General features: G+C 65.0%; 26 protein-coding genes. 11 read left to right on the forward strand and 15 right to left on the reverse strand.

From position 1 onward, the window contains the following. The first annotated feature begins 239 nt into the window (after positions 1-239). The 4 genes from Spa11_RS22840 to Spa11_RS07190 all read left to right on the forward strand — a co-directional run bounded on the left by Spa11_RS22840 (position 240) and on the right by Spa11_RS07190 (position 3,952). Entirely contained in the window at positions 240-866 is a 627-nt protein-coding gene (locus Spa11_RS22840; protein ID WP_197529806.1) for an OmpH family outer membrane protein, read from the forward strand. Between the two features lie 146 nt (positions 867-1,012). After that, a complete protein-coding gene (gene lpxC, locus Spa11_RS07180) occupies positions 1,013-1,921 on the forward strand; it encodes a UDP-3-O-acyl-N-acetylglucosamine deacetylase (RefSeq protein WP_145109989.1) in 909 nt (302 codons plus the stop codon). A 46-nt stretch (positions 1,922-1,967) separates the two neighbouring features. Continuing rightward, positions 1,968-2,777, forward strand: a complete 810-nt coding sequence (gene lpxA, locus Spa11_RS07185) for an acyl-ACP--UDP-N-acetylglucosamine O-acyltransferase (RefSeq protein WP_145109992.1) — start codon at positions 1,968-1,970, stop codon at positions 2,775-2,777. 143 nt (positions 2,778-2,920) lie between these two features. After that, entirely contained in the window at positions 2,921-3,952 is a 1,032-nt protein-coding gene (locus tag Spa11_RS07190; RefSeq protein WP_145109995.1) for a Gfo/Idh/MocA family protein, read from the forward strand. A 90-nt stretch (positions 3,953-4,042) separates the two neighbouring features. Here the strand turns inward: Spa11_RS07190 and Spa11_RS07195 are convergent, their stop codons facing one another. After that, positions 4,043-4,285 carry a hypothetical protein gene (locus tag Spa11_RS07195; protein ID WP_145109998.1) on the reverse strand — a complete coding sequence of 81 codons (243 nt, stop codon included), beginning with the start codon at positions 4,283-4,285 and terminating at the stop codon, positions 4,043-4,045. 123 nt (positions 4,286-4,408) lie between these two features. After that, a complete protein-coding gene (gene polX, locus Spa11_RS07200; protein ID WP_145110000.1) occupies positions 4,409-6,658 on the reverse strand; it encodes a DNA polymerase/3'-5' exonuclease PolX in 2,250 nt (749 codons plus the stop codon). A 142-nt stretch (positions 6,659-6,800) separates the two neighbouring features. Between polX and Spa11_RS07205 the strand changes: the two genes are divergently transcribed. Beyond that, on the forward strand, positions 6,801-7,607 hold the full coding sequence (locus tag Spa11_RS07205; RefSeq protein ID WP_197529807.1) for an ABC transporter ATP-binding protein: 807 nt from the start codon (positions 6,801-6,803) through the stop codon (positions 7,605-7,607). 177 nt (positions 7,608-7,784) lie between these two features. On the opposite strand, the gene Spa11_RS07210 is transcribed toward Spa11_RS07205, so the two are convergent. From Spa11_RS07210 to Spa11_RS07225, 4 genes are all read right to left on the reverse strand, one after another. Next, positions 7,785-7,997 carry a hypothetical protein gene (locus Spa11_RS07210; protein WP_145110007.1) on the reverse strand — a complete coding sequence of 71 codons (213 nt, stop codon included), beginning with the start codon at positions 7,995-7,997 and terminating at the stop codon, positions 7,785-7,787. Between the two features lie 50 nt (positions 7,998-8,047). Next, positions 8,048-8,242, reverse strand: coding sequence for a hypothetical protein (locus Spa11_RS07215; protein WP_145110011.1), 195 nt, complete (start codon positions 8,240-8,242; stop codon positions 8,048-8,050). A gap of 517 nt (positions 8,243-8,759) precedes the next feature. Then, positions 8,760-10,991: a 1,4-alpha-glucan branching protein GlgB gene (gene glgB, locus Spa11_RS07220; protein WP_145110014.1), complete on the reverse strand. Its 2,232-nt coding sequence runs from the start codon at positions 10,989-10,991 to the stop codon at positions 8,760-8,762. Between the two features lie 96 nt (positions 10,992-11,087). Beyond that, entirely contained in the window at positions 11,088-11,687 is a 600-nt protein-coding gene (locus Spa11_RS07225) for an RNase H family protein (RefSeq protein ID WP_197529808.1), read from the reverse strand. Positions 11,688-12,311: 624 nt separating this feature from the next. Here Spa11_RS07225 and Spa11_RS07230 point away from each other — a divergent pair. Beyond that, a complete protein-coding gene (locus tag Spa11_RS07230) occupies positions 12,312-12,713 on the forward strand; it encodes a hypothetical protein (protein WP_145110020.1) in 402 nt (133 codons plus the stop codon). Between the two features lie 22 nt (positions 12,714-12,735). Here Spa11_RS07230 and Spa11_RS07235 read toward each other — a convergent pair whose 3' ends face one another. The 3 genes from Spa11_RS07235 to Spa11_RS07245 form a co-directional block, all read right to left on the reverse strand. Beyond that, positions 12,736-14,070, reverse strand: a complete 1,335-nt coding sequence (locus tag Spa11_RS07235; protein ID WP_145110023.1) for an HD domain-containing protein — start codon at positions 14,068-14,070, stop codon at positions 12,736-12,738. A gap of 282 nt (positions 14,071-14,352) precedes the next feature. Beyond that, positions 14,353-15,057, reverse strand: a complete 705-nt coding sequence (locus Spa11_RS07240) for a zinc ribbon domain-containing protein (protein WP_145110026.1) — start codon at positions 15,055-15,057, stop codon at positions 14,353-14,355. Positions 15,058-15,136: 79 nt separating this feature from the next. Next, positions 15,137-15,637: an acetolactate synthase gene (locus Spa11_RS07245; RefSeq protein WP_145110029.1), complete on the reverse strand. Its 501-nt coding sequence runs from the start codon at positions 15,635-15,637 to the stop codon at positions 15,137-15,139. Positions 15,638-15,859: 222 nt separating this feature from the next. Between Spa11_RS07245 and Spa11_RS07250 the strand changes: the two genes are divergently transcribed. Together Spa11_RS07250 and Spa11_RS07255 are read left to right on the forward strand one after the other, a co-directional pair. Further along, entirely contained in the window at positions 15,860-16,249 is a 390-nt protein-coding gene (locus tag Spa11_RS07250) for an acyl-CoA thioesterase (protein WP_145110032.1), read from the forward strand. A gap of 96 nt (positions 16,250-16,345) precedes the next feature. Then, positions 16,346-16,927, forward strand: coding sequence for a DJ-1/PfpI family protein (locus Spa11_RS07255; protein ID WP_145110036.1), 582 nt, complete (start codon positions 16,346-16,348; stop codon positions 16,925-16,927). Between the two features lie 262 nt (positions 16,928-17,189). Here the strand turns inward: Spa11_RS07255 and Spa11_RS07260 are convergent, their stop codons facing one another. Further along, positions 17,190-17,933: a gamma-glutamyl-gamma-aminobutyrate hydrolase family protein gene (locus tag Spa11_RS07260; RefSeq protein WP_145110039.1), complete on the reverse strand. Its 744-nt coding sequence runs from the start codon at positions 17,931-17,933 to the stop codon at positions 17,190-17,192. A 632-nt stretch (positions 17,934-18,565) separates the two neighbouring features. On the opposite strand from Spa11_RS07260, the gene Spa11_RS07265 reads away from it, so the two are divergent. Further along, a complete protein-coding gene (locus tag Spa11_RS07265; RefSeq protein ID WP_145110042.1) occupies positions 18,566-19,594 on the forward strand; it encodes a 3-oxoacyl-ACP synthase III in 1,029 nt (342 codons plus the stop codon). 114 nt (positions 19,595-19,708) lie between these two features. Here the strand turns inward: Spa11_RS07265 and Spa11_RS07270 are convergent, their stop codons facing one another. The 4 genes from Spa11_RS07270 to Spa11_RS07285 form a co-directional block, all read right to left on the reverse strand. After that, positions 19,709-21,433, reverse strand: a complete 1,725-nt coding sequence (locus Spa11_RS07270; RefSeq protein WP_231933192.1) for a serine/threonine-protein kinase — start codon at positions 21,431-21,433, stop codon at positions 19,709-19,711. A 429-nt stretch (positions 21,434-21,862) separates the two neighbouring features. Beyond that, on the reverse strand, positions 21,863-22,687 hold the full coding sequence (locus Spa11_RS07275) for an enoyl-ACP reductase FabI (protein WP_145110045.1): 825 nt from the start codon (positions 22,685-22,687) through the stop codon (positions 21,863-21,865). Positions 22,688-22,744: 57 nt separating this feature from the next. Continuing rightward, positions 22,745-23,470, reverse strand: coding sequence for a 3-keto-disaccharide hydrolase (locus tag Spa11_RS07280; protein WP_145110048.1), 726 nt, complete (start codon positions 23,468-23,470; stop codon positions 22,745-22,747). Positions 23,471-23,526: 56 nt separating this feature from the next. Beyond that, complete coding sequence (locus Spa11_RS07285) at positions 23,527-23,961, reverse strand: 3-hydroxyacyl-ACP dehydratase FabZ family protein (RefSeq protein ID WP_145110051.1); 435 nt, start codon at positions 23,959-23,961, stop codon at positions 23,527-23,529. Between the two features lie 93 nt (positions 23,962-24,054). Here Spa11_RS07285 and Spa11_RS07290 point away from each other — a divergent pair, with 93 nt between their 5' ends. Together Spa11_RS07290 and Spa11_RS07295 are read left to right on the forward strand one after the other, a co-directional pair. Further along, a complete protein-coding gene (locus tag Spa11_RS07290; protein WP_145110054.1) occupies positions 24,055-24,270 on the forward strand; it encodes a DUF433 domain-containing protein in 216 nt (71 codons plus the stop codon). Further along, positions 24,267-24,584 (forward strand): DUF5615 family PIN-like protein, encoded by a 318-nt coding sequence (locus tag Spa11_RS07295; protein WP_145110057.1) that lies wholly within the window; start codon positions 24,267-24,269, stop codon positions 24,582-24,584. The genes Spa11_RS07290 and Spa11_RS07295 overlap by 4 nt, the downstream gene beginning before the upstream one ends. Here the strand turns inward: Spa11_RS07295 and Spa11_RS07300 are convergent. Then, on the reverse strand, positions 24,577-24,873 hold the full coding sequence (locus Spa11_RS07300; RefSeq protein ID WP_145110060.1) for a hypothetical protein: 297 nt from the start codon (positions 24,871-24,873) through the stop codon (positions 24,577-24,579). The genes Spa11_RS07295 and Spa11_RS07300 overlap by 8 nt on opposite strands. Positions 24,874-24,879: the final 6 nt, after the last annotated feature.

The raw sequence follows: 24,879 nt of genomic DNA on the forward strand, positions 1-24,879 counted from the left end.
CAAGCCTCAATGCCCAATGCTTGCAGTTCAAGCTCATTGGCCTTTGGTCATTTACTACACACTTTGGCGACGGATCGCGTTTTGATCGCAGAACGCTATTTACGCCCGTTCGTTATCTCGGCAGAATGCCGCCGCGTTTCACGAGATGTCCGGTCGCGGTCCCCCCGCGAATTCCCGCGCCGACAAATCGTTTCAGGTCACGGACGACCAACAACCAAAACTCGGCAAGGAGTGCTGACGTGAAGACTCAGGTTATGGCCGCACTGGCGGCCCTCGTGGCGGTAGCTGCTCTCGGCTCGCCGGCTCTGGCCCAAAACGCCGCCGGCGCGAACGCCCAGAAGTACGGCGTCGCCGTCGTCGACATCAACTACATCTTTAAGAACCACCAGAAGTTCATCACGGCGATGGACGCGATGAAGACCGACTTCCAAGCTGTCGAGGCGGACGTCAAGGGCAAGCAGCAGAAGATCATGCAGGCCCAAGAGCAGCAGAAGACCTTCACGCCCGGATCGCCGGAGTTCAAGCAGCTCGACGAGCAGATCGTCCGCATGACGGCTGGTCTGCAAGTGGATGTGACGCAAAAGCGTAAGGAGCTGGTCGATCGTGAAGCCAAGATCTACTTCGACACCTACGTCGAAGTGACCGACACCATCAAGCTGTACGCCGAGCACAAGGGCATTGGCCTGGTCTTACGCTTCAACGGCGAGGAAGCGGACCAGAACAACCGTGAGAGCATTCTCCGGTCGATCAACAAGGCCGTTCACTTCCAGAACTCGATCGACATCACCCCGGACGTGCTCGCCTACCTGAACCGTTCGGCGGTCACGCAACGCCCCGCCGGTGGTGCAGCGGCCACGCCCCGCTGATCGCTTGATCAAAGACCGCGGCGGACCCTCGTGGTCCGCCGCGGCTTTCTTGTATCCGGCTAAGCCGCCCGCGTCATGCAGACGCGAGCTGAGGCCTAGGCCGCCCTGTCCGCCACGGACAAGCCCCTCCAGGGAGATAGTCGGCCATGTCGCCGCCGCGTTTGCAACGCACACTCGCTCGTCCCGCCCGCGTCGTTGGACGTGGCTACTGGACTGGTAGCGAAGTCACCGTCGAGTTCCGCCCTGCGCCGGCGGGATCGGGCGTCACCTTTGTCCGCGACGACCTCGTCAAGAAGCTCGACGACCCGCGGGTGCCGGTCTCGGTCGCCTTCCGACAGCCCGCCTCGCGTCGGACCGTGCTCCGCGGCCCCGGCGGAGCCGAGGTGGCGATGATCGAGCACGTTGTCGCCACGCTCGCCGGTCTCGGCATCGACAATTGCGAGGTCGGCGTCAACGCGACCGAAATGCCCGGCTGCGACGGCTCCGCCGCGCCGTTTGTCGAAGCAATCGACGCCGCCGGCGTCGCCGAGCAGCAGGCGATCAGCGACGCGCTCGTCATCAACCGTCCGGTACGCTGTGGCGACCGCGACACGTGGATCGAGGCCCGCCCGCCGATGGGCCCCGGCCTGACGATCGAGTACCGCCTCGACTACGGCCCCGAATCGTCGATCGGCCGCCAGTGGCTCGTCGTGCAGGTGGACGAATACTCGTTCCGCTTCGAGATTGCCCCGGCCCGAACTTTCTTGCTCGAATCGGAAGCCGCCGCGATCCGCTCGCAGGGCCTCGCTTCGCACGTCGCCGCGACCGAACTGCTCGTCTTCAGGGACGAGGTTGACGCGGACGGCGACTGCCAGCCGATCGGCAACACGCTGCGTTACGCGGACGAGTGCGTGCGGCACAAGATCCTCGACGTAATCGGCGACCTCGCCCTCGCCGGCCGCCCGATCATCGGTCATATCGTGGCCTGTTGCAGCGGCCACCAACTCAACGGCGACTTGGTCGAGGCCCTCGTCGCCACGCACCCCGATCGGCTCCGGCGCCGTCGCTCGGCCTGAGCGACGCGGCCCTCCACAATTCACCCCTGCCAGTCGAAGCCAAACCATGTCAACAAAAATTGCCACGAACGCATGGATCGATCCCCGTGCTGAATTGGACGTGGATGTCGAGATCGGCCCGCTGTGCGTCGTCGGCGCCGGCGCTAAGATCGGCGCCGGGTCGAAACTGCTCAGCTCGGTGACGATCCTCGGCAATGTCACGATGGGCCGTGACAACGTCGTCTATCCGCAAGCCGTCCTCGGCGGCGAGCCGCAGGATGTCAGCTACACGGGCGGTGAAACGCGCGTCGAGATCGGCGACCGCAACACGATCCGTGAGAGCGTCACGATCAACCGCGGCACGACCAAGGAAGAGGGCGTTACCCGGATCGGCTCGGATAACTTCTTGATGGCCGCCGCTCACGTCGCGCACGACTGTACACTCGGCGATCACATCGTCGTTGCGAACGCGACACTGCTCGGCGGGCACGTCCATGTGCAGGACCACGCGGCGTTGTCGGGTGGCGTTGTCGTCCACCACTGCACGACGATTGGCCGCTACGCCTTCGTCGGCGGCCTAAGCCGCGTGCTGCACGACGTGGCGCCCTACATGCTTTACGAAGGGAGCCCCGCCAAGGCGCGTTGCATCAACATCGTCGCGCTGCGTCGCAAGGGCTTCGATCCGGTCGAGGTCGACAATCTCGCCGAGGCCCACCGCCTGATGTACCGCTCGAAGATCGGCCTGCAAGCCGCGCGCGAGATGCTCGCCACCGCCGGTCGCGACACCCCCGCGGTGCGCGAGATGCTCGACTTCATCAGCTGCCAATCGTCCGGCCGCCACGGCCGCAGCCGAGACGTGGTCCGCGTCGCGGCGTGAGCGCGCAGCAATAACAATTGAATTGCAAACATGTGGGAGGGGTCTCCAGACCCCGATTACGGCATCCAATCCGTTTCGGCGTGGTGCGCGTAATCGGCGTCTGGAGACGCCTCCCACAGTTTTTTGAATCGAGGAGCAGCAAGATGAAACCCGTTCGACTCGCCGTCATCGGCGCCGGCAAACTCGGCGGCTACCACGCCAACCTCGCCGCGAAGCTCGAAGCGTTCGACTTGGTAGCCGTGGCCGATCCGCACCCCGTTTCGTGCGAAAAGCTCGCGGCGAAGACCGGCTCGCATGCGGTGGCGAAGGTCGAAGAGGTGCTCGACCGTATCGACGCCGCCGTTGTGGCGACGCCGACCGCGACGCACTACGACGTGGTGACGGGGCTCCTCGCCGCCGGCAAGCACGTGCTGGTCGAGAAGCCGATCACCCCCGCGGCCGCCGAAGCGACGAAGCTCGTCGCCGCCGCCGACCGCGCCGGCGTCGTGCTCCAGGTGGGCCACGTCGAGCGTTTCAGCCCGGCCCTCGTCGCCGCCGGCGATGCGGTCAAGCAACCTCGTTTCATCCGCTCCGAGCGGACTAGCGGTTACACGTTCCGCTCGACCGACATCGGCGCCGTCTTGGACCTGATGATCCACGACATCGATCTCGTGCTGAGCCTTGCCGACTCGGAAGTCGTCGAAGTCTGGGCGACGGGCCTCTCGGTCCTCGGCGGCCACGAAGACATGGCGAGCGCCCGCCTCGTGTTCGCGAACGGCTGCGTGGCGGACCTCACCGCGTCACGCGTCAGTTACGAGCTGCGCCGCACGATGCAAGTCGTCACCGCCCGCGGCTTCACGGCAATCGACTTCGCAACCGGTAAGGCGACCACCGTCTCGCCGACGCACGAAGTCCTCCGCGGCGAGTTCAACGGCGAGTCGCTACCCGCCGAACGCAAAGCCGAGCTCTTCGCCGGCAAGCTCTTTGAAGAGGTGCTGGTAAAAACGCAGCACGAAGCCCCGCCGGTCAACGCAATCGAGCTCGAACTGCTCGACTTCGCCACCGCGATCCAAACCGGCGCGAAGCCCCGCGTCCCCGGCGCCGCCGGCCGCGACGCGGTCGCCGTCGCCGAACGCATCCTGGCGTCGATCGCAAGAAACGCGTCGGTAGAGAGAACGCTGCACCGCGCTGCGTAATTTTAGGCGAGCCGGCGACGTTAGTCGTCGGAGTGAAGCGGTTTCATCTACTGGGGGCGTGAAGGCGGTTCGTGTGGCGCCGATGAAACTTCAATACTCTTCAGTGGGAAGATCGAGAGCGAGCAATTTATCGGCGGCAGCCAGACACCGATCTTGATCACCACTCAAACCGATTTGTTCGGTTCCAAGTCGATAGAGATAAGCCGCAATTTCGTCGCGGCTACGGCCATCAAGTAATAGGCTGACGACATCAGCGATGTAGGCGTCGTACTCATCAGCGACGTACTGCGAAACCCCTATCGGGTCCCACTTATTAAGGACGGGACGCACCATTTCGATTTGAGGCCCAGTTACTCTACGCATGATTTGTGAGAGCCTCCGATGCTAGTCGGAGAGTGAGCGGAAGCGGGTACCAAGCGTCCTCCGAAGACTTGCGTCGCCGGCTCGCCTAACTTCTCAGCCCGCGAAATGCGTCGGCCAATTCTCGCGGTCCGCGAGCGCCTTGCGCAACGCTTCATCACGCGACGCATCTCTAGTGTAGGGGATCGACCATTCGTCGTGCTTTTCGAAGGCGCTGGGACGCAATCCGATGTCGATTTTGTAAGGCGATACAGTCGTTTCGCTAAGTTGAAACTGACCAACGAAGGGCGCCAACCTCCACTTCTCTTGTCCCTGGACGGCAACTAGCCACCCTTCAGCAGTCCATCTGTCCTTCCCAATCGTAAGGTTTGTATACCATCCACCATCTATCCAAACATTTGGCCAAGTAACCTTGTCCTTCTTGAAACTCTGTTCAACTAACCATCCGATCGAGTATCCAATATCCTGCTTACAGAATGCCGCAGCTTTGTTGTCACCTTTTGTCAGAGCTGCGCGGTGGCGTGCAAGGAAGTAAGCGATCTTTTCCGTGACGGGCTTGTTGCGCCACGCAACGCTGGCACGGGGGAACAGGCCAGACGCCTTGTCGGCTTCCCAGAAATTAAAGCGGCGAGTATTGAAAACATCCCACTGTTCAAGCCCCGCCCGCCGCGCCTGCAGCACACCGTATCGCAACACATCAAGCCCCTCGGTGCTGTGGGCGTCACTGGAAATCACGATCGGCACGCCAGCGGCTTTAGCCGCGGCGCAGTTTACGTCGTCGAGATCGAGCCGCATCGGGTTGGCGTTGAGTTCTAATAGCTTGCCGTGCTCGACGCACGCGGCGATCAGCTCGTTGACCTCCACGTCGTACGACGCGCGCTTGCCGATCAGGCGGCCGGTGGGGTGGGCGACGATCGAGACGCTCGGGTGGGCGACCGCGCCGAGCAGCCGTTCCATGATCTTTGCTCGCGGCTGATTCTGGCCGTAGTGCAGGCTGGCGATCACCCAGTCGGCTTCGGCGAGCACGTCGTCGGGCAGGTCCATCGGGCCCGCTTCGAGGATGTCACACTCGATGCCCTTGAGGACGACGAACTCCGCACCCTCGGCCTGCAGCTCTTCGTTGACGAGATCGATCTCTTTCCACTGCGCGCGAAGCCGGTCGGCGTCGAGGCCATGGGCCATCGTGACGCGCTTCGAGTGGTCCGTGATCGCGATGTATTCGAGGCCACGCTGGCGGGCGGCGGCGACCATCTCTCTAAGCGTGCCGCGGCCGTCGGTCGCGGAGGTGTGCATGTGCAAGTCGCCTCGCAGGTCCGACAGCTCGATGAGCCGTGGCAGCTCGCCCGCTTCGGCCGCAGCAAACTCCTGGCGGTTCTCGCGCAGCTCTGGCGGAAAGCACGGCAGGCCAATCGCCGCGTAGACCTCTTCTTCGGTGTCGCCCGCGATACGCGTGTCGTCAGCCGTGTTGAAAACGCCCCACTCGCTGACCTTGAGCCCCCGCGCCTTCGCACGGCCGCGGACCTCGACGTTGTGCTCCTTCGACCCCGTGAAGTATTGCAGGGCGGCGCCGAACGACTCGCTCGGCACGCACCGCAAGTCGATCTGCAAGCCGCTATCCAAACGGATCGACATCTTCGTATCGCCGCGCGCGATCACCTCGGCGACTCCCTCGAACTCACCGAAGCGATCCATCACCGTCGCGACGGTCTTGGCGTCCATCGTGGCGCCAACATCGACGAGCAAATCGAGGTCGCCGACCGTTTCCTTCCCACGCCGATAGCTGCCGGCGGGTTCGCGACGCTTGATCGCCTCGACGCCGTCCATGTGCGCGAGCAGCCGTTGCACGATCGCGTCGGCGTCGGCCCAGCGCACACGCTCACCGGCCTTCGCCGCGTGCTCGATGCCGGCAAGGATCGTCTCCTCGGTCTTCTTGCCAAAGCCCTTGAGCTTCTGCACCTCGCCCGCTTCGCACGCGGCGCGTAGCTGGTCGAGCGACTGGACGCCCAGCTCCTTGTGCAGCGTCGCCGCCTTCTTCGGCCCCATGCCCGGCACTCGCATTAGCGCCATGACGCTCGCCGGCACTTCGGCCCGCAACTCGTCGAGCATCGCCAGCGTGCCGCTCGTAGCGAGTTCGGCTATCTTCTCCGCCAAGTCCTTGCCGACGCCATCGATCGCCGTCAGCGCCTCCGCGCCCGAATCCCCGACGATCGTCAGCAGCGACTTCGGCGCGTCCTTCACCTTCTGCGCGCCGTTGCGATATGCCCGCACACGGAACGGGTTGGCGCCTTGGAACTCCAGCAGGTCGGCGACCTCTTCGAGCGCGGCGGCGATCTCGCGATTGGTCATTTGAACGGCGAAAGGGGAAAGTTGAATGCGGAAGGTCGGGAATCGCTGCGTGCATTTCCACTTTCCACTTTCCCCTTTCGACTTTCCAGCCATCCGGCGATCATGCCAGTCCGCGGAAGCCAGCACTTCAAGCCAACCTCCCATGCCCAACCCCGTTCCCCTCATCGAGATGCGCCGCGCCGGGTTCCGCCAGCAGGAGACCGACATCCTGCTCGACATCGATTGGCGGGTCGAAGCGGGCGAGCACTGGGCGATCCTCGGGCCGAATGGCTCGGGCAAGACCTCGCTGATGCGGGTCGCCTGCGGCTATCGCTGGCACACCAGCGGCGTCGTCAAACGGCTCGGCGAAGAGCTAGCCGACCTTGTCGAGATGCGGAAACGCCTCGGTTGGGTGTCGGGCGAGGTGCTCGCGTACGCCCCGCCCGAAGAGTCGGCCGTCTCGTTTGTCGTTTCGGGCCGCTTCGGACAGATGGGCTTGCGGGCGATGAGTGATCGCACTGTCACCGAAGCCGACTTTTCTGATGCGAGGAAGTTGCTCGAAGCGATGGGCGTCGGCCTACTCGCGGAGAAGCCGTTACGGGTGCTCTCTCAAGGCGAACGCCAACAGGTCCTCGTCGCCCGCGCGCGGATGACCGAGCCGGTGATGCTGGTGCTCGACGAACCTTGCGCCGGCATGGACCCTGCAGCACGCGAGCGCTTCTTAATGTGGCTCGGCGGGTTGATGGCCGAGCCTTCGACACCCGCCGTGATGATGATCACACACCACGTCGAAGAAGTGCTGCCGCAGTTTGAGCGGGCGCTGTTGATCGGTGAAGGCCGCATCGTTGCCGTCGGCGCGACGGGCGAAGTGGTGACGGCGGCGTCGCTAGAGAAAACCTACGGCGTAGGAGTCGCGCAACTCGTGGAGCACGGCGGCCGCCACTGGCCGATCTGGGGCGAGCGGCGCTAACGCGCGCAACACCTAAGTGGCACACAGGCGTGTCCCCGCTATGCTTCCGGCGCTACGCTCCTGGCTCGGCAGTCTTCGCGCGTCAATTCTTAGAAAGATACTGCGGAAGAACAGCGTCGAAGACGTGCGTTCACACCCTCGCCTAGCCCCTCAGCCCCTAATCCCAACGCGTCAGCGTCAGCGGCAGGAGCGCATCGCGGAGTAGCCGCGATTGGTGAGCGAGTACGCTCCCTTGGGGCGTTCGCGGGCGAGCAGGTCTTTATCCGCAAGCGACTCGAGGGCCGCGCGGTTGGTGTCGAGACTCGGGCCGGAGAAGCAGAGCATCTGATTGGGGGTCATCAGGTACTCGCGGAACTGCCCCAGGGCTTTTTGTTCCGAGTTGGTGAGCATCGTCGGCCTCCTCGCGGTGTAGTGAGATATTAAGCCGCTGGGGCGACGCCCTAAGCGTTGCGGGCCATGCGGAGGATTTCCGCGTCGGTGAGCCGACGGACAGCTTGGCGCTGCGTGGCGGGCTCGGCGGCGACTTCGGCGCCGTCGTTGTTCTTGAGCTGCTTGCGTGCGCGCTTCTCGTTCGCCTTGCGCTTCTTGTCCGCCTCGCGGCGCATCTTCTCGAACGTGTTTTGATTTTTTGCCATGGGTTCCTTTATTGTATCGCCGCTTCCCATCCTGGGACCGGCTAGAGCGAGCCGCGGGGCAGGCCTGGACCGCGCCCCTCGAATAGCCCTTGAACTAGAAAATGCCCGCGGGATAACGGCTTCCCTAGAGCCCGCGGACCCGGCGCTTCGGCCGGAGTGGAGGTAGGCGAGGCGAGGGGGCGTGCCGAACGCCGCCTCGCGTATGTCAGTAGTCTACCAGAATTCGCCGCGACGTGCAGGGACGATGCTACGGTCCACCGCAGAAATGGCGGGGAATGCGAAGAATGTAGGGGCAAATCGACGTAACACGCGGGGCCCTACAAAGGAGCATGGTGGACGCTTCCGCCCGCGCGGCCCAGCGTCTCGATCCTAGACGGGTAGCCCAGCAAGCTAACGTTTCCAACTGCTACCGCGCGGAACGTCGTCGCGCCGGGGCCGTTGACAGGTCGGTGAACTCCCTGTCGTGGGCCCGCGGCGCGAATACCGGTAACATGGTCTACATGCCGAGTGGGCCAGCCTACCCACGACGCGGCTTGAGGATCACGGTCGCCAGTGGCGGCAGTGTCAGCTCGATCGATGCGGGGCGGGCTTGGGCGCCGCGGCTTGTGGCCATGACGCCGCCCGAGTTGCCCAGGTCGCTGCCTCCGAAGTACGTCGAGTCGCTGTTGCTGATCTCTTCGTAGAAGCAGACCTCGGGGACGCCCAGCTTGTAGCCGACGCGCGGCACCGGCGTGAAGTTGCTGACCGAGATCGTGAAGTCGCTCGGGTCCTTCGCCTTCCGCATGAAGGCGAGGATGCTGTCCTCGTGGTTGTGGCAGTCGATCCACTCGAAGCCGGCGCCGTCGAAGTCCACCTCGTACAGCGAAGCCTCTTTCTGGTAGAGGTGGTTCAAGTGGGCGACGTAGTTCTGCAGGCCCTGGTGGGTCTGCCACTGGAGCAGGTCCCATTGCAGCGACGTGTCGTGGTTCCACTCGTTCCACTGCCCGAACTCGCTCCCCATGAAGGTGAGCTTCTTGCCCGGGTGGGTCCACATGTAGCCGTACAGCAAACGCAGGTTGGCGAACTTCTGCCAGAGGTCGCCCGGCATCTGGTCGATCAGCGAGCCCTTGCCGTGCACCACTTCGTCGTGGCTGAACGGCAGGCAGAAGTTTTCCGTGAAGGCGTAGATCAGCGAGAACGTCAGCTCGTCGTGGTGGTACTTGCGGTGGATCGACTCGTGCCGCATGTAGCGGAGCGTGTCGTTCATCCAGCCCATGTTCCACTTGAGGCTGAAGCCGAGGCCGCCGAGGTACGTCGGCCGCGAGACGCCGCCCCAGGCGGTCGACTCTTCGGCGATCGTCAGCACGCCGGGGTGCCGCTCGTGGACGACCTCGTTGAACCGCTTGAGGAAGTCGATCGCCTCGAGGTTCTCACGCCCGCCGTACTTGTTGGGGATCCAGTCGCTCCCCTCACGGCTGTAGTCGAGGTACAGCATCGAGGCCACCGCGTCGACACGCAGGCCGTCGATGTGGTACTTGTCGCACCAGAACAGGGCGTTGGCGAGCAGGAAGCCCGACACCTCGTTACGGCCGTAGTTGAAGATCAGCGTGCCCCAATCGGGGTGCTCGCCCTGGCGGGGGTCTTCGTGCTCATACATCGCGGTGCCGTCGAAGCGCCGCAGGCCGTGGTCGTCCTTCGGGAAGTGGGCCGGGACCCAGTCGACGATCACGCCGATGCCCGCTTGGTGCAGCGTATCGACAAACGCCATCAAGTCTTCGGGCGTGCCGTAGCGGCTGGTGGCGGCGAAGTAGCCGACGGTCTGGTAGCCCCAGCTGCCGGTGAACGGGTGCTCGCTGACGGGCATCAGCTCGACGTGCGTGTAGCCCATCCGCTGGCAGTACTCGACCAGTTGCGGGGCGATCTCGCCGTAGCTTAACCAGCGGTCGGGGTCCGCCGGGTCGCGACGCCAGCTGCCGAGGTGCAGCTCGTAGATGCTCATCGGCGCGTCGAGGCCGTTCCGCTCGACCCGGCTGGCCATCCAGTCGCCGTCGGCCCACTGGTGAGCGCCCAGGTCCGTGACGATGTTGGCGGTGCGTGGCGGCACCTCGGCGGCGAAGGCGTAGGGGTCGCACTTCTCAACGACGTGGCCGCCTGGCTGCTTGACGGCGAACTTGTAGAGCGTCCCCGCGTCGATGCCGGGGATGAACAGCTCCCAGATGCCGCTGGGGACCCGCTTGCGCATCGGGTGCGTGGTGCGGCTCCAGCCGTTGAACTCACCGATGACGCTGACCCCCTCTGCGTTGGGGGCCCAGACGGCAAAGTTCACGCCGACGACGCCGTCGATCTCCCGCAGGTGGGCGCCCATCCGCTCGTAGGCGTCGTAGTGCGTCCCCTCGTTGAGGAGGTGGAGGTCGTACTCCGTCAGCAGCGGCTGGAACGCGTAGGGGTCGTGCATCGTTTGTCGCCCGCCTCGGGAATCGGAAACTCGGATCAAATAGTCGCTGGCCTTCGTGGCCTTCCCAGTTAGTCCATCTTCAATGGGACAGATCGCTTCGTACAGCCCCGCAGGGTGGATTCGCCGCATCGGACGCGAACTCCCAGCGGCCGGGTCCACCAGCCACATCTGCTGCGAATCGGGACGGAACGCCCGCACCGCCAGCGCGCGGCGGCCTTGGTCCACCACTTCGTGCGGGCCGAGGATGTCGAACGGGTTCTCGTGCCGGCCATCGGACAGGGCGCCGATGGCGTCGAGGGAAACTTGCGTACGCACGGGGAGGGGTCCTTCGCGGTTGGCTATCAGGGACTGCGTCGGGGAGAGACGGGGCCTGGGAGGGGGAGTTGTTCGGTTGGCTGAGACGCGGCGGGCTCAGCCGGCGACGGCGACGGGCTCGAGGAACCGCACCCGGCGGCGGGATCGCGGCGTCCGCACGATCACCATCGCGGGCGAGTCGGGCCGGCCTTCGATCCAGCTCTCGGCTTCGGGGAGCCGCTCGCCGGCCGCCGCCACGCGCTTCGGTTTGAAGTGGGGCTTTGGCGGGCCGCTGCGTTGCGTTGACTGGGAGGGCGGACTCGGTTGATCGAACCGCCAGCTGCGGCAGTGGACGGTGTGGAACCGCAGGGCCTGATCGACGCGCCGCCAGAGGTCGGCGTCGCGGATCGGGATCATGCGGCCGAAGCTCTCCCAGCGCCAGTGGTTGTTACGCCACTCGGAGAGCCCGCGGGTCAGCCCCTTGAGGACCGACGCCGAGCGGGTCACGACCGTCACGTCCGCCGGTTGGTCGAGGGCCTCGAGGCCGCGGACCACCGCCAGCAGCACCAGTCGGTCTTCGTCGGCGCCCGCCTCGGAGTCGCACGCAGCGACCGACACCGAGGCGTCGGCGGCGTGGAGGGCGAACCGCCACAGCGACCCCTCCGCCGCAGGTTCGGTCTCGGCGATCAGCACGTACCTTGGACGCGAAGCCTGCATCGTGGGGGCCGTCTTCAGTCGGAGGGGGAGGGAGAGACCGTCGCCGGGCGGGCGTGCCGCCTTAGCTTGCCGTGCTAGCAACATCGGCGCAGCGGACACCCTTTCTCCAGACTTCCTAGGCGTTACCCCTTACCAACACGGTTGCAACGATCGCGCGGGCCTCATCGAGCCGAAGTTGGGTCCCAAGTACGCTCCGATCTGGGTCCCAAGTTGGGTCTGAGCCGGGGGCGCGAGCCCTCGGTGGGAAGCGATACCCGGTGCCCACCGAGGGCTCGCGCCCCCGGCTCAGACGAGTACCGATGGTGGGAGCGGAGTGGACTGAATGTATACATGCGTCCACATCGCCATGGAGGGGTCATTTAGGGCCTTCTGGCGGGTCGCTAGGGGTTTTAAGGCCACCGCCGCCGAACGCTTTGAACGGCCTCCTGGGGGCTCCTGGAGGGCCCCTAGGGAAGTCACCCGTTAGGGGGGTGGCGGCCCTGGCGGCCCGATTTCAGATCGTGGGCATCCGTAGGCGTTTACCCCCACTTGGCGGGCTAGATTTTTCAAGCTTGGGAAAAGGCGGGCCCCCGCCGTTTGCCCCTGCTCCGTGCCTGACAAGGCCTCTGCGACAGAGCGTCCGCGGTGGAACTGGAACTCTCACTCGTCCGATCGGGCTTGGTCTCCGCCGACGACTATGTCGAGGCGCTGGGACGGCGGGAGGAGGAACGCCCCCCCCTCGGCCAGGTGGCGATCGAGGAGGGGCTACTCGGTGTCCGCCAGGTGCTCGAAGTGATCCGCACCCAGCAGCTCCAATCTGACCGCAAGTTCGGTGAGGTCGCCGTCGAGAAGGGCTACCTGACCAGCGCCCAGGTCGCCACGCTCCTGATGCACCAGCAGCAGCGCCAACGGCCGGTGATCGATCACCTCGTGGAACTGGGAAGCGTCACTTACGAACAGATCGCCCAAGCGGCCAAGAAGGGGGCTCGGCTCAACAGCCCCGACCATCCCACGGACGAATCGGTCGCAGAACCCGCGCTCGCCTAGCACCCGCCTCGAGTGGCAAGCGTCAATCGACGCGGTCGATCGCTTCGTGGATCAAGTCCGGTAGCGACCTTAGTGACCGCGCGTCATCGGCCAGCCGCGGGTGGACGAACACCCGCACCCGTTTGACGTAGTCGTCGAACTGCTCGCGCGCGAGGGTGCGGACCATCGGCGAGATCTCGCCCAACCGTCGGTAGACGCCGCTGTGCGAGTCGCGGACGTCGATGTCGAACTCGACTTCGAGCTCCGTCGGCGGGGCGTCGAACAGCACCTCGTGCGGCGCGACGACGCGCGACAGAGCCCGGCTCATCACCGCGGCGAACTCCTCCGCACAACGCACCAGCCACGGGTACGGCCGTCGCGCCAGCCTCTGATAGAGCTCGGGCGATTCGAACAGGCTGTGCTGCGTCAGCCGCTTGTAGAGCCGCCGCGTCGGGCCGAAGAGGCCGCCCAAGAGCTCGGCCGCGGGGCCGTCGCCGGCGGCTTCGGTGAGCGTCGTCACGAACGGCTGCTCCGTCATCCGGAACAGCGCGTCGAGATCGACGTTGCGGTACGTCAAGAAGAACGCCCGCTGGAACATGGCCGTCGCCGACCGCACGGCGTGGTGCCAGTAGACCTCGCTGAACATCACGTAGCGGGCGAAGACCATCATCTCCGCGGCGGTTTTCCCCTTCTCGCTGATCGCGACGCCGTCGCCGGTCTCGTTCAGGCACAAACTCCGCACCAGCCGCGCGCGGTCGAAGTGCTGTCCGTACGGGACGCCGGCGTGCAGGCTGTCACGCACCAGGTAGTCGGCCTTGTCGACATCGATCGGCCCCGAGAGCAGCGACCGCAGCACGCGCCCGCGGCGGTCGGTCGGCTTGCCGGAGAGCATCGCCACCACGTCGCGCGGGTTGACGCCCCAATCGTCGCGGAGGGCGTCGGCGATCTCGCCCTCGAGCAAGAAGCTGTTGGCGAACAACTCGTGGTCGGGCGTCTGCGGTAGCCCCATGTCCTCGATCGGGTGGCAGAACGGCCAGTGCCCGAGGTCGTGCAGCAGCGCCGCCACGAGGAACAGCTCGGCGTCTTCGGGCTTGATCAGCGCGGCGAAACGTTCGTCGCTCGCTAGGCTGTGCAGGTACTCGATCGCCGTGCGGTAGACGCCCAGCGAGTGCTCGTGCCGGGTGTGGTTGGCGGCGGGATAAACCTGCGCGACGAGGCCGAGCTGGCTGATACGCGACAGCCGGCGGAACTCGGGCGTGTCGATCAGCTGCCTGACGCGCGGCGTGATCGGCACGTCGATCCCCGGCGGCAGCCGCACCATCCCCGTCGCCGAACCGTAGAGGCCCCGGATTTCGGCGATGTCGAGGAGGGAGGGCATGAGGCGGGGCCTTTGGGAATCGTTGAGCGAGCTCTTGGTTCACTCCGGGCGCTGACCAGGATTATGCAAGGGCTAGCAGTTACCACGTTCAGATAAGGACTTAAGCGTCGTCGGACTGCTATCGCAGCAGTGCATCATCGACGTAAGTCCTTTGTTAAACGTCCATTTGCTAGCAGTTACATAATCCTGTGACGCTTACGGCTCGCCAACTCAATCAAAGGCGAGCCGTAAGCGTCAGCGCCCGGAGTGCGCCACAAAACGCTAACCACTCGCTGAAAACGTCTACCCCGCATCCCCTGTCACCAACCCCGGCAGCACCGGCAGCGCCATCACCACCCGTAGCAACACGGTGACGACGAAGTACAGCGAGCAGTGGAAGAACGCCATGAAGGGTTCGAGGTCGAGCGCGACGAACGACGCGAATGTCGCGATGCCTACCGCGATGCCGCCGGCGACGAGCATCTGCCAGGTCTCGAGGCCCGTCGTCAGCCAGTCCGATTCGCCGAGGACACCAGCCAGGTGGTAATAGACGTACCACGACAGCGCGAACACGGCGCCAGCGGCGGCAGCGCGGAGCCACAGCATGCCACCGGTGTAGGGTTCGATCTCGGAATCTCGGAGGAAGCCATAGCCTGCCCAAGCGACGAGCGGCCCTAGCAGCACGCACATCCCCGCCCACCACCAGATGGCGTTATCGTCACCCTGAAGCAGGAACGCCGCCAGCAGCGAGAGGAGAGCAACCCCGGCGACGCCGGTCGCCACTAGCGGGTCGAACGCGCCGTCACTGCGTCGGACCGTCTTGAGGACCGAACGCCCCTTCGAGTCGGTGGGCCCCTCCGGCTTCGGGGCGTGGATCACCACCTGCTCGTCGAGCTTCGGGATGGTGATCGGCTTCTTGCAAGCGGGGCACGGCCCGGTCTTGCCGGCGTGCTCGTCGGCGACGTTGAAACGTTTCAAACAGCTCGGACAAGTGACATTGATCGCCATAACAGCAGGCAGCGGGAAGCAGGCAGAGGGCAGTTAAGCGAGTCGCGTCGTGTCGATGCGGTCAAGAATCCGCAGAGTTTCAGGCCATCGGGTCGAACGCTTTCAGTTCGTCCTCGTTGATCGTGTGGAACCCCTTGGAGAGCAGCGTATCGACCGCTTGCTCGATGTTGTCCACCATCAACGCCACCGCGGGCCTACCGTTGGGACGCACCAGCAGCGGGTAGACCTGCGTGATGTTGATCTCCGCCGCCAACAGCGCGGTGCAGATTTGCAGCATCGGCTGATTGGTCATCGGCAGCTCGACGCCGATCAGGTCGGACTCGACGATCGCCAAGCCGGCGCGCTCGAGGATTTCGCGGCCCGCTTCGGGGTCGCTGAGCAGGAACCGCACCAGGGCGCACTCGGTCGAGTCGCTGATCGTCAGGGCGACGATCCGCACGTTGCTCCCTTCGAAACGACGCACGACGCTCATCAGCTGGCCCACACGGTTCTCGAGGAACACGGTGAACTGCCGGATGGCGGGATAATCGTGCCCGCGGGCGGTCAGGTCCTGGGTGGCCGAGCCGTCGCCGATGCTCATGCGAGGTCCGTCGAGTGGGTAGCTAGCACGACAGGTGAGCGGTCCGCCCGCCGCGGCCGCTAGAAGCCGTAAAGATAGACAGCACAACAGTTTGTTGCAACTCGCCGAAAGGAGGCTCCGTTGCCCCTACCGGCTGGGGGCGGTAGCCTCGGGGGACGCTCACCTCGCCTCCCCAGCCGATCTCTCCCCAGACGGCCCCCAGCCTTTGCCTCTGCCGCCGTGATGCCCCGCGAACACGAGTTCGACCTCCCCGTCCGCTACTACGAGACCGACGGCCAAGGCGTCGTCCACCACTCCAACTACCTGCGGTACATGGAGCTGGCCCGGATCGAGCTGCTCAACGCCACGGGCTACGACTACGCGAAGATCGAGGAGGCCGGCATCCTGCTGGTCGTCGCCAAAGCGACCGTCCGCTACAAGTCCCCGGCGCGCTACGGCGATGTCCTCCGCATCTGGCTCCGTACCGAGCGGGCCTTCGGCGCCCGCATCGACCACACGTACGTCATCAAAGTCGGCGAACGGATCGTCGCCGAAGCCGAGACGACGATCGCCTGCATCGACCGCGAAGGCCGCGTGCAACGGCTGCCGCGAGAATTGGAGATCGACGAGTAGGGTCCGCTGGGCGGACCGTACTAGGCGGTATGAAGTAACGAGCCAATTCGCCACATTCAATCCAACGAACGGTCCGCACAGCGGACCCTACAAGTAATGAAGCAACTCCTTTTCCTCGTCGGCGACTACGTCGAAGACTACGAAGTCATGGTCCCGTTCCAGGCGCTGGCGATGGTCGGGTACGACTGCGTCGCGGTCTGTCCGGGGAAGAAGGTTGGCGACACGGTCGCCACCGCGATCCATGACTTCGACGGCGCGCAGACCTATAGCGAGAAGCGTGGCCACAACTTCGCGATCAACGGCGACTTCGACGCGGTGAACGTCGCCGACTTCGCCGGCCTCGTCATCCCCGGCGGCCGAGCGCCGGAGTACCTGCGGCTCGACGAGCGGGTGCTGGCGATCGTGCGTGAGTTCGCCGCCGCCGGCAAGCCGATCGCCGGAGTCTGCCACGCCGCGCAGCTGCTGGCGACCGCGGGTGTCATCTCCGGCAAACGGATGCAGGCGTACCCCGCATGCAAGCCCGACGTGATCGCCGCCGGCGGCGTGTGGGACGAGCCCTCGGCGGGCCTCGACTCGGCGTGCGTCGATGGCGTGCTGGTGACCGGCCCCGCCTGGCCCGCCCACCCCGCCTGGCTGCGCGAGTTCGTGCGAACCCTCGGCGGCGAACTGCGTCCGTAGTGAATTGCCGAAGGCTGTCTGTAGGAGGGGTCTCCAGACCCCGATTACGCGCACCGTGCCGATTCGGGATGGAAGCCGTAATCGGGGTCTGGAGACCCCTCCTACAAGTTCATCTCTAACCTCGCCGAGCGGGCCGTCGTGTCCTTCGTGGTGAACAAACAAAACAACGCGGCCCGGCGCTGAGCGCCGGGCCGCGTCGTGCAGCGCTTCCGTGCGCTGTCTGTTGATCGGCGTCCTTGCCAACCAATGTGCTTCGAATCGATCAGGCCACCAGCCGCATCGGCTCGGTGGTTTCCTTCACGCCGGTGAGGAACTCCTCGAAGATCCGCAGGTCGAGCGCCGAAGCGGTCTCGGCCTCGGGGTGGAACTGCGTGCCCATCGCAAACCAGTCTTCCATGTTGGATTCGATCGCTTCGATGACGCCGTCCGGGCACTTCGCCGTCACTGTGAAGCAATCGGCGAGCTCGTCGATGGCCATGTGATGCCGGCTGTTGACGCGGAGTTCCCCGTCGCCGTAAACGCGGTCCATGATCGAACCGGCGGCGAGCTCTAGCGTGTGTCGGTGCGCCGGGTCGAGGATGTCGTGGTGCGGCAGCGCCTCGGGGAGGTCTTCCGGCAGGTGCAGGAAGAGGTTGCCGCCCATCGTGACGTTCAGCAGCTGCATGCCCAGCCCGATGCCGAAGACGGGCATGCGGCGTTCGCACACGGTGCGGGCGAGCATGCGGTCGAACGTCTCACGGCGCGGGGCGAGCGGACGCACGGCCGGGTGGAGCATCCAACCGTCGCGACGCGGGTCGAGGTCGGCGCCGCCAACGAGCAGCACGCCGTCCACCATCCGCAGGACCTGGTCGAGGTCTTCTTGTGATTCGACCGGGGGCAGGATCACCGGCAGAGCGCCGGCTTCGATCAGAGCGTCGTAGTACCCAGCGGGCACGTAGGAAACGGCCGGCTTGTCCCCGGCGGCGACTCGGAAATCTGCGTTCAACGCGATAATCGGCTTCGACATCTTCGCTTGCACTCCCTGCGGCGAGAGGGCCGTCGTGCGATGCGCCACGAGCGTATCGACGAGCAAGAAGCATCGATTGGCAAACGCAGTAGCGATGAGTCGACTGACCCTCTCTCGCCAATCGGCGAGCCCCACACCGCGCCGTCACTGGCCCGGCGGAGTCGTCAGCAGTCTCAGGGGCGTGCCTACGACGCCGGCGTCTCCGAAGAGACCTTGCGGCGTCACGTGCCTTCCCTAGCACGCCATTCGACGCTTCGCTCACCGGGCGCCATCCTTCGATAGCGCCCTGCGGGCTCAACGCCGCTACATTGGTTGTCGCTCGATCCCTCGGCGCGGCCCCTGTTGGTGACGACCGTAGTCAGCGGTCTGGTGATCGGTGGGGTGCAAGTAGGCGGTGAAGTTAACGAGTCGTAACGCCTCTCGGTAGACGCTAGAAGATTTTGGCCACCGACAAGACTGCTAGCACAAGATGGCGTGCTAGAACGGCGGCGCTAACGTAAGAACCGTAAGATCCAGCTCAGGCCACCTTGTCCAAGAAGTCCTCCAAGGGCAGGTATCGGCCGGGGCGTCAATCGGCTAGTTTCGGGCGTGTTCCGGCTTAAAACCAGCACTTTCAGACAAGGGCTATTGGCGTGTGGTTCGATCGGGTCTTTGTCGAGGCGGTCACGCACATCCTCCCCGAAGAGGTTGTTACCTCCGACGCGATCGAGGAGCGGCTCGCCCCGCTCTACGACCGACTGCGGCTCCCGCCGGGCCGCCTCGAGCTGATGTCGGGCATCCGTGAACGGCGGTTCTTCCCGCCCGGCACGAAGCCCGGCGACATCAGCTGCCGTGTCGGCGAGCTGGCGATCGAACAGAGCGGCGTGCCGCGCGAGGCGTTCGGCGCGTGCCTCCACGGGTCGGTGTGCCGCGACTGCCTCGAACCCGCCACCGCCTGTCGCGTCCATCACGCCCTCGGGCTGCCCCACGGGTGCATCGTCCAGGACGTGTCGAACGCCTGCCTGGGCATCCTCTCGGGCGCCCTGCAGATCGCGACGATGATCGAGCTGGGCATGATCGAAGCCGGCATCGTCGTCGGCACGGAGTGCGGCCGGCAGCTGGTGGACAACACCATCGACAAGCTCAACGCCGACACGTCGTTGACGCGCGACTCGGTCAAGAACTCGTTCGCGTCGTTGACGATCGGCTCGGCCAGCGCCGCGATGGTGCTTTGCCACCAGCGGTTGAGCCGGACCGGCGCCCGGCTGCGTGCGTCGACGGTCTACGCCGACACCACGCACCACGACCTCTGCCAGAGCGAGGGCCTCGCCGAGGTCATGCAGACCGACAGCGAACGCCTGATGCGCGCCGGCGTCGCCGCCGGCGCGGCGAACTTCGAGCGGCTGCTCGACGCCGCCGGCTGGACGCGCGAACGAATCGACCGAACATTCTGCCATCAGGTCGGCGCCGCGCACCGCAAGATGATGCTCGGCGAACTGGGCCTGCCGCTGGAGCGTGATTACTCGACCGTCGATTGGCTGGGCAACACCGGCTCGGCGGCGCTGCCCAGCGCCTTGTCGCTGGGCCTAGAAGCCGGCGCGGTGAATCGTGGCGACCGCGTCGCGCTGCTGGGCATCGGCTCGGGCGTCAATTGCCTGATGATGGCGGTGGAGTATTGCTAGCGCGGAGGGCCACCATTGGGCATCCCACCATGATTTAGCCCCCGGTCATTGACCGGGGGCTAAGTGCGGGGACGAGCGCTCAAGACGGTGGCGCCCCAAACACGCGGCGGTGGGTCAACTGTTGTGGACCCACGCCACGATGCTGATCACCGCCACCAAGAACATCGCGCCAACGACCCACACCCAAGCCGGCGTCCTGGTATAGGGGTTCACGTACCCCGGCGGGTGGAGCGGGTCGTACTCTGTCTGTGCGGCGCGTTGCGCGCGACGTTTGATTGGGTCGTCCTCGGTCGCGGCGGCGTACTCTTCGTCGAAGATCGACTTCGGCTTGATCGGCCTCGAGGGCGAGCTGAGCGACGCGGCTTCGGTCTCTTCGGTGACCCTATCGCTTGAGCTCGTCACCTTGGACGAGCCCCGATCAGGCTTCGCGACAGACTTCGCTGACGAGGCCTTGCCCGACTTGCTGGCGACGTTTGCTTTCGATCCGAGCTTCGAGTTGCTCTCGTCCGAGAGGACGCCCGACGACGCGGAAGCCTTCTTGGCTTGGCGCGCGGCGGGGCCCTTTTCTTCTTCGTCCAGGGGAGCGAGGCCGATGTCCTCATCGGTATCGACGGAGGGCGTCGAGTAGAGCTTGGCCGTTTCGCTGGCGGCAGGAGGGACGCGGCCACTCCCGCTGCCCGGTTTGGACAGCGCGCCAGGCGGGGGCGTTTGTGAGTAGCGGCTGAGGATGCCGCTGCCGACGCCACTGCCGAGCCCTTCACCGACCCGGACACCGCTGCCGCTGGATCCCATGCCGACGGTCGATTCGCCGCGTTCGGCGAGCCAATCGTTCATCAGTCGAGCCACGTCCCCGGCGGTCTGCGGACGATCGTCCGGCTTCTTCGCCATCATCCGCGCGCAGAGGTCCACCAACGAGAGCGGCGTGTCGGGCCGCAGCTTCAGCAGGCTTTCGGGCTCTTCGACTTGGTGTTTGAGGAGCCGCTCGGAGATCGTCCCGTCGGGGAACGGCGGGCGGCCCACCAGCAGGAAATAGAGCGTACAGCCGAGGCTGTAGATGTCCGCCCGCGCGTCGGCGGCGTGGCTGTTGAGGGCCTGCTCGGGCGCGAGGTAGTCGGCCGTGCCGAGGACGTTCTCGTCGTTGGCGAGCGTGAGCGACGTCTCGTCGTCGTTGAGCTTCGCCAGGCCCATATCGAGCAGCTTGACCGTACCGTGCTGGTCGAGCAGGCAGTTGGCCGGCTTGATGTCGCGGTGCACGAGGCCCATCTCGTGGGCGTGCTGAAGACCGGTCGCGACCTGCGTGACGTACCGCACCGCGGTGACGAACGGCAGCGGGCCGTTCTGACTCACCGTCTGATGGAGATCGCGTCCATCGACGTACTCCATGACGATGTAGTGGGTGTCTCCTTCGTTATCGATGTCAAAGACGCGGACAATGTTGGGGTCGTCGAGCCGGGCCGCCGCGCGGGCTTCGAGCTGGAACCGCGACAGGTACGAGCGGTCCTTCACCCGCTGCCGCGGCAAGACCTTGATCGCCACCCGCCGTTCCATGAGCACGTGCTCGGCGAGATAGACGTGGCTCATGCCGCCCTTACCGATCTGGCCGAGCAACTTGTACTTGCCGAGTCGAAACCCGCGGTGCTTGCCGGCGAGCAGCTTGTCGGCTTGCCAACGCGTCAACAGCCCGTCGGCGACGAGCATGTCGGCGACCTTCTCCTGCTCGACGGGAATCCCGCCGGGCTCCTGCGCGCTCTTCTCTAAGAACGCATCGAGCTTCTTCGGAGTTACGAGGTCGCTCCGTTTGACCAGGTCGATCAGCTTTTCGGAGGCGTCCTGAGACATCCGTCTTGCTGGGTCCGTTGCCGACCGTTGCGGCCTCCGCGCGTACGCCAAGTTGTGGCGTCGGCGCGTTAGCGCGAGCGATACTAGGAAAGTGCCAAAGCCCAACCGACCGGCGTGACGCATGACGCGTCGTCCGGCCAGCCTGAGCTATTCGTTTGTTCCGAGTGGGAGTCTTCCTGACACTCCTGACGAACGCCGAAATGCGACATCCGCCCGCCTGAGAAGAGTCAGCCGCTGGCGCCGATCGCGACGAAATCGCCGCAACCGTCGCTAGCTACACCAGTTAAGCGTATCACGGCCAGTCAAACGGGACCACCGTTTTTCCGTTGCGGTTGGTCCTAATTGCGAACGAGTCTCAGCCCGAAGGGCCGGTCGTGCCGGAAAAAACACCAGCCCCTACCACCGCCCCCCGTAGGGTGGGAAACCTAGCTATTCCCGTTCGACGACGGCCCGGACGATGTCCGAGTCGAAATAGTTGGTGCGCATCCCCGCATCAACCACCAGCCGCTGGGCGTTCATGCCCGAAGACCGCGGGCTGAGCAGGAAAACCGCCGCCGCGGCGGCCTCTTCGGTCTTCACGGCTTCTTCACGGAGGGTCGCCTTCTCGGCAAACAGGTACGAATCGACGTACCCGGGGATCCCCGCCGAGGCCGAAGTCTTGAGCAAGCCTGGCGCCACGGCGTTGAACCGCACCCGGCTGAACTGGCTGAAGGACTTGGCCAGGAAGGCCAGCGACGAGTCGAGGGCCGCCTTGATCGGGGCCATGTAGCCGTAGTTCTCGCTGGCCATCTCGGTCGTCGAGATCGAGATCGCCACGACCGAGGCGTCCTCCGCCAGGGAATCCTTCAACGCCCCCGCCATCGCCACCAGCGAGTAGCAGCTGATCGAGAACGTCCGCAGGAAGGCCCGCTTGGTCGTCTCATGGAACGGTTTTAATCCGTCCTCATAGTCCGCGAAGGCGATTGAATGGACCAACCCATCGAGCTTCTGCCCCGTCCGCTCGCACTCGGCCGCCACCTCGGCGCCGAGGCGTTCGATCTCCTCCTCGTGCTCCACGTCGCAGATCAGCACCAGGGCGTCGGGCCCCACGAGCCGCTGGACCTCGTCGCGCCGCTTCTCGCTCCGCACCGAGTAGATGACGCGGCAGTCGGCCTCGGTCAGCAGTCGGGCGATGTGCCAGGCGACGGACTTCTTGTTGGCGACCCCGGCCACGAGGACAGTCTTGCCGGCGAGTTGGAGGAAGTCGGAGGGCATGTGGAGTGGGCAGGGGGCAGGGGCCGGTCGGCAGTGGGCAGTGACGGCAAGCCAGACTTAGTCTGACTTGGGGCGAGACTCGATCTCTGCGATGAGCGACTCGGCCTCGGTGGGCTCGATCTCGCGCACTAGCAGGCGGCGGAAGCGGGTTTCGCTGCCGTGCGTTTGGAGGTGGATCCGGCCTTCGTCGAAGACCGGCGCGGCGCGGTCGAAGTAGTTTTCGAGCGGCGCGTCGTCGACGACGAGCTTGTCATTGAGCACGACCCGTACGTAAGGGCCGACCATCCGCACCGCCATCGTGTTCCACTCGCCGGTCGGCTTGTCCGCCGGCTCGAGGGGCCACTTCCCTGGGCCGTTGTTGTTCCAAAGGGCGCCGGAGCCCTTCTGGGCGCCGTGCTTGTGGGCCGCTTCATTCCAGGGGTCCCAGAGCTGCACCTGCGGCGTGTCGCGGAGGTAGACGCCGCTGTCGCCGTTGGGCGCGAGGTTCCAATCGACCAGCAGCTCGAAGTCGCCGTACTTCCGCGCCGTCACGAGGTGCGGGCTGTGGCCGTCGCTCACCAGATCGTCCCCCTCGACGCGCCAGTGGTCGTGGAGCTCGCCGTCCCACTTCGCCTGCTGCTCGGGCGTGATCGTCGACGGGTCGATCGTCGTCCCCCCGACCCAGCCCGCGAGGCTCGCCGCGGGAAAGATCGACACGAAGCCTTCCGGCATGTCCTCCGCCATCGCCAGCGACGATAGGCACGAGCCGGCGATTAACGCCGCAAAAACCGCAAGCCTTCTCATGGTGTAACTCTGCGGGGTAACGCTACGGGGTGAGCGGCGCCGACATCGGCAGAACCTTACTGGCGAGCGGTCAGCGTACACGCAAAGTCGAACCGACACGCCAACTTGCCACGGGTCACGTTCGTCACCTTCGCCTTCATGAAGAACGCGTCGGCGAGGCGTTCGGTCAGCTCGACCTCGATCTCGACCGTATCGCCGGGGCGGACCATGTCGCGGAACTGCACGTTGTTGGCCCGCGTGGCGACGGGAACCTTGCCCGCCGCATCGGTCACCAAGCCCGACAGCAGCACGGCGCCGGCCTGCATGCTCGCTTCGCAGAGAATGACGCCGGGCGTGATCGGGAAGTCGGGGTAGTGCCCGCGGTACCAGAACTCATCGCCGCTAAACGTCTTGCGACACACGATCCGCGCCTCGCCCTGCTCCGTGACCTCGTCGATCAGCAGGAAGGGGTCGCGGTGCGGGATGGCGGCGAGGATTTGTTCTTTGGACATGGGAAAATCTAGCCGCAGATGGACGCAGATGTTGCTTGGTAGGCTAAGCCATATAAGATGGCCGATTGGCTTTCCGCGCGGTAGGATGGGGGTATGAGCACCGTCGTCAACGTCGATCCGGAAATTCTCGGCGGCACCCCGGTCTTTAAGGGGACGCGGGTGCCGATCGTGTCGTTGTTTGACCACCTGAGGGGTGGGTACTCCATCGAGTACTTCCTAGAAGATTTCCCCACAGTCTCGCGGGAGCAGGTAGATACGCTGCTCAAAGAGGCGCAGTCGATGGCCCTTTCCGGGGCCCCGGCGGTATGAAGCTGCTACTCGACGAGAACCTCCCGCATCGCTTACGACCGCTCATCGTGGGACATGACGTAGCGACAACAGCCTACATGGGTTGGGGTGGGAAGGAAAACGGTGAGCTGCTTGCCCTGGCTGCGGCCGCCGGCTTCGACGCTCTGCTAACGAAAGACGGCAATCTCCACTACCAGCAGTCCGCCCAGCTGCCGCTGTCGGTCGTCTTGCTCAGCGCGCCGAGCAACAAGCTCGATGACATCCGCCCTCTGATCGCGGCGCTGCTCAAAGCTCTTGAGAACCTGACGCCCAAAGCGGTCACGGTCGTCAAATGAGCGGGCGGTCATGAACGCACTCGCCCCTCTCTGCATGGTAGAACGCCCAAACACCGGCCGAGACTTCTCCAGCAGCGAAATGCACTTCACGCTCGCTGTTGGTTGAAATCGAATAGACATCCATTGAATGCAATTGATTTCGGTGCTGTGGGTGCGGCAACTGCACGAAACCTTCACGGAGTTTTTTCCACTCATTCGTCCACGGATCGACACCGTCCACCAGGATCTCGCCGCCTTCAGCGACTACCCCGATCTCTTCGAATCGCCATCCGCGGTCATCTGCGAACATCTGTGG

The sequence above is a fragment of the Botrimarina mediterranea genome (assembly GCF_007753265.1).
In the GTDB taxonomy this organism is placed as follows: Bacteria; Planctomycetota; Planctomycetia; order Pirellulales; family Lacipirellulaceae; genus Botrimarina; species Botrimarina mediterranea.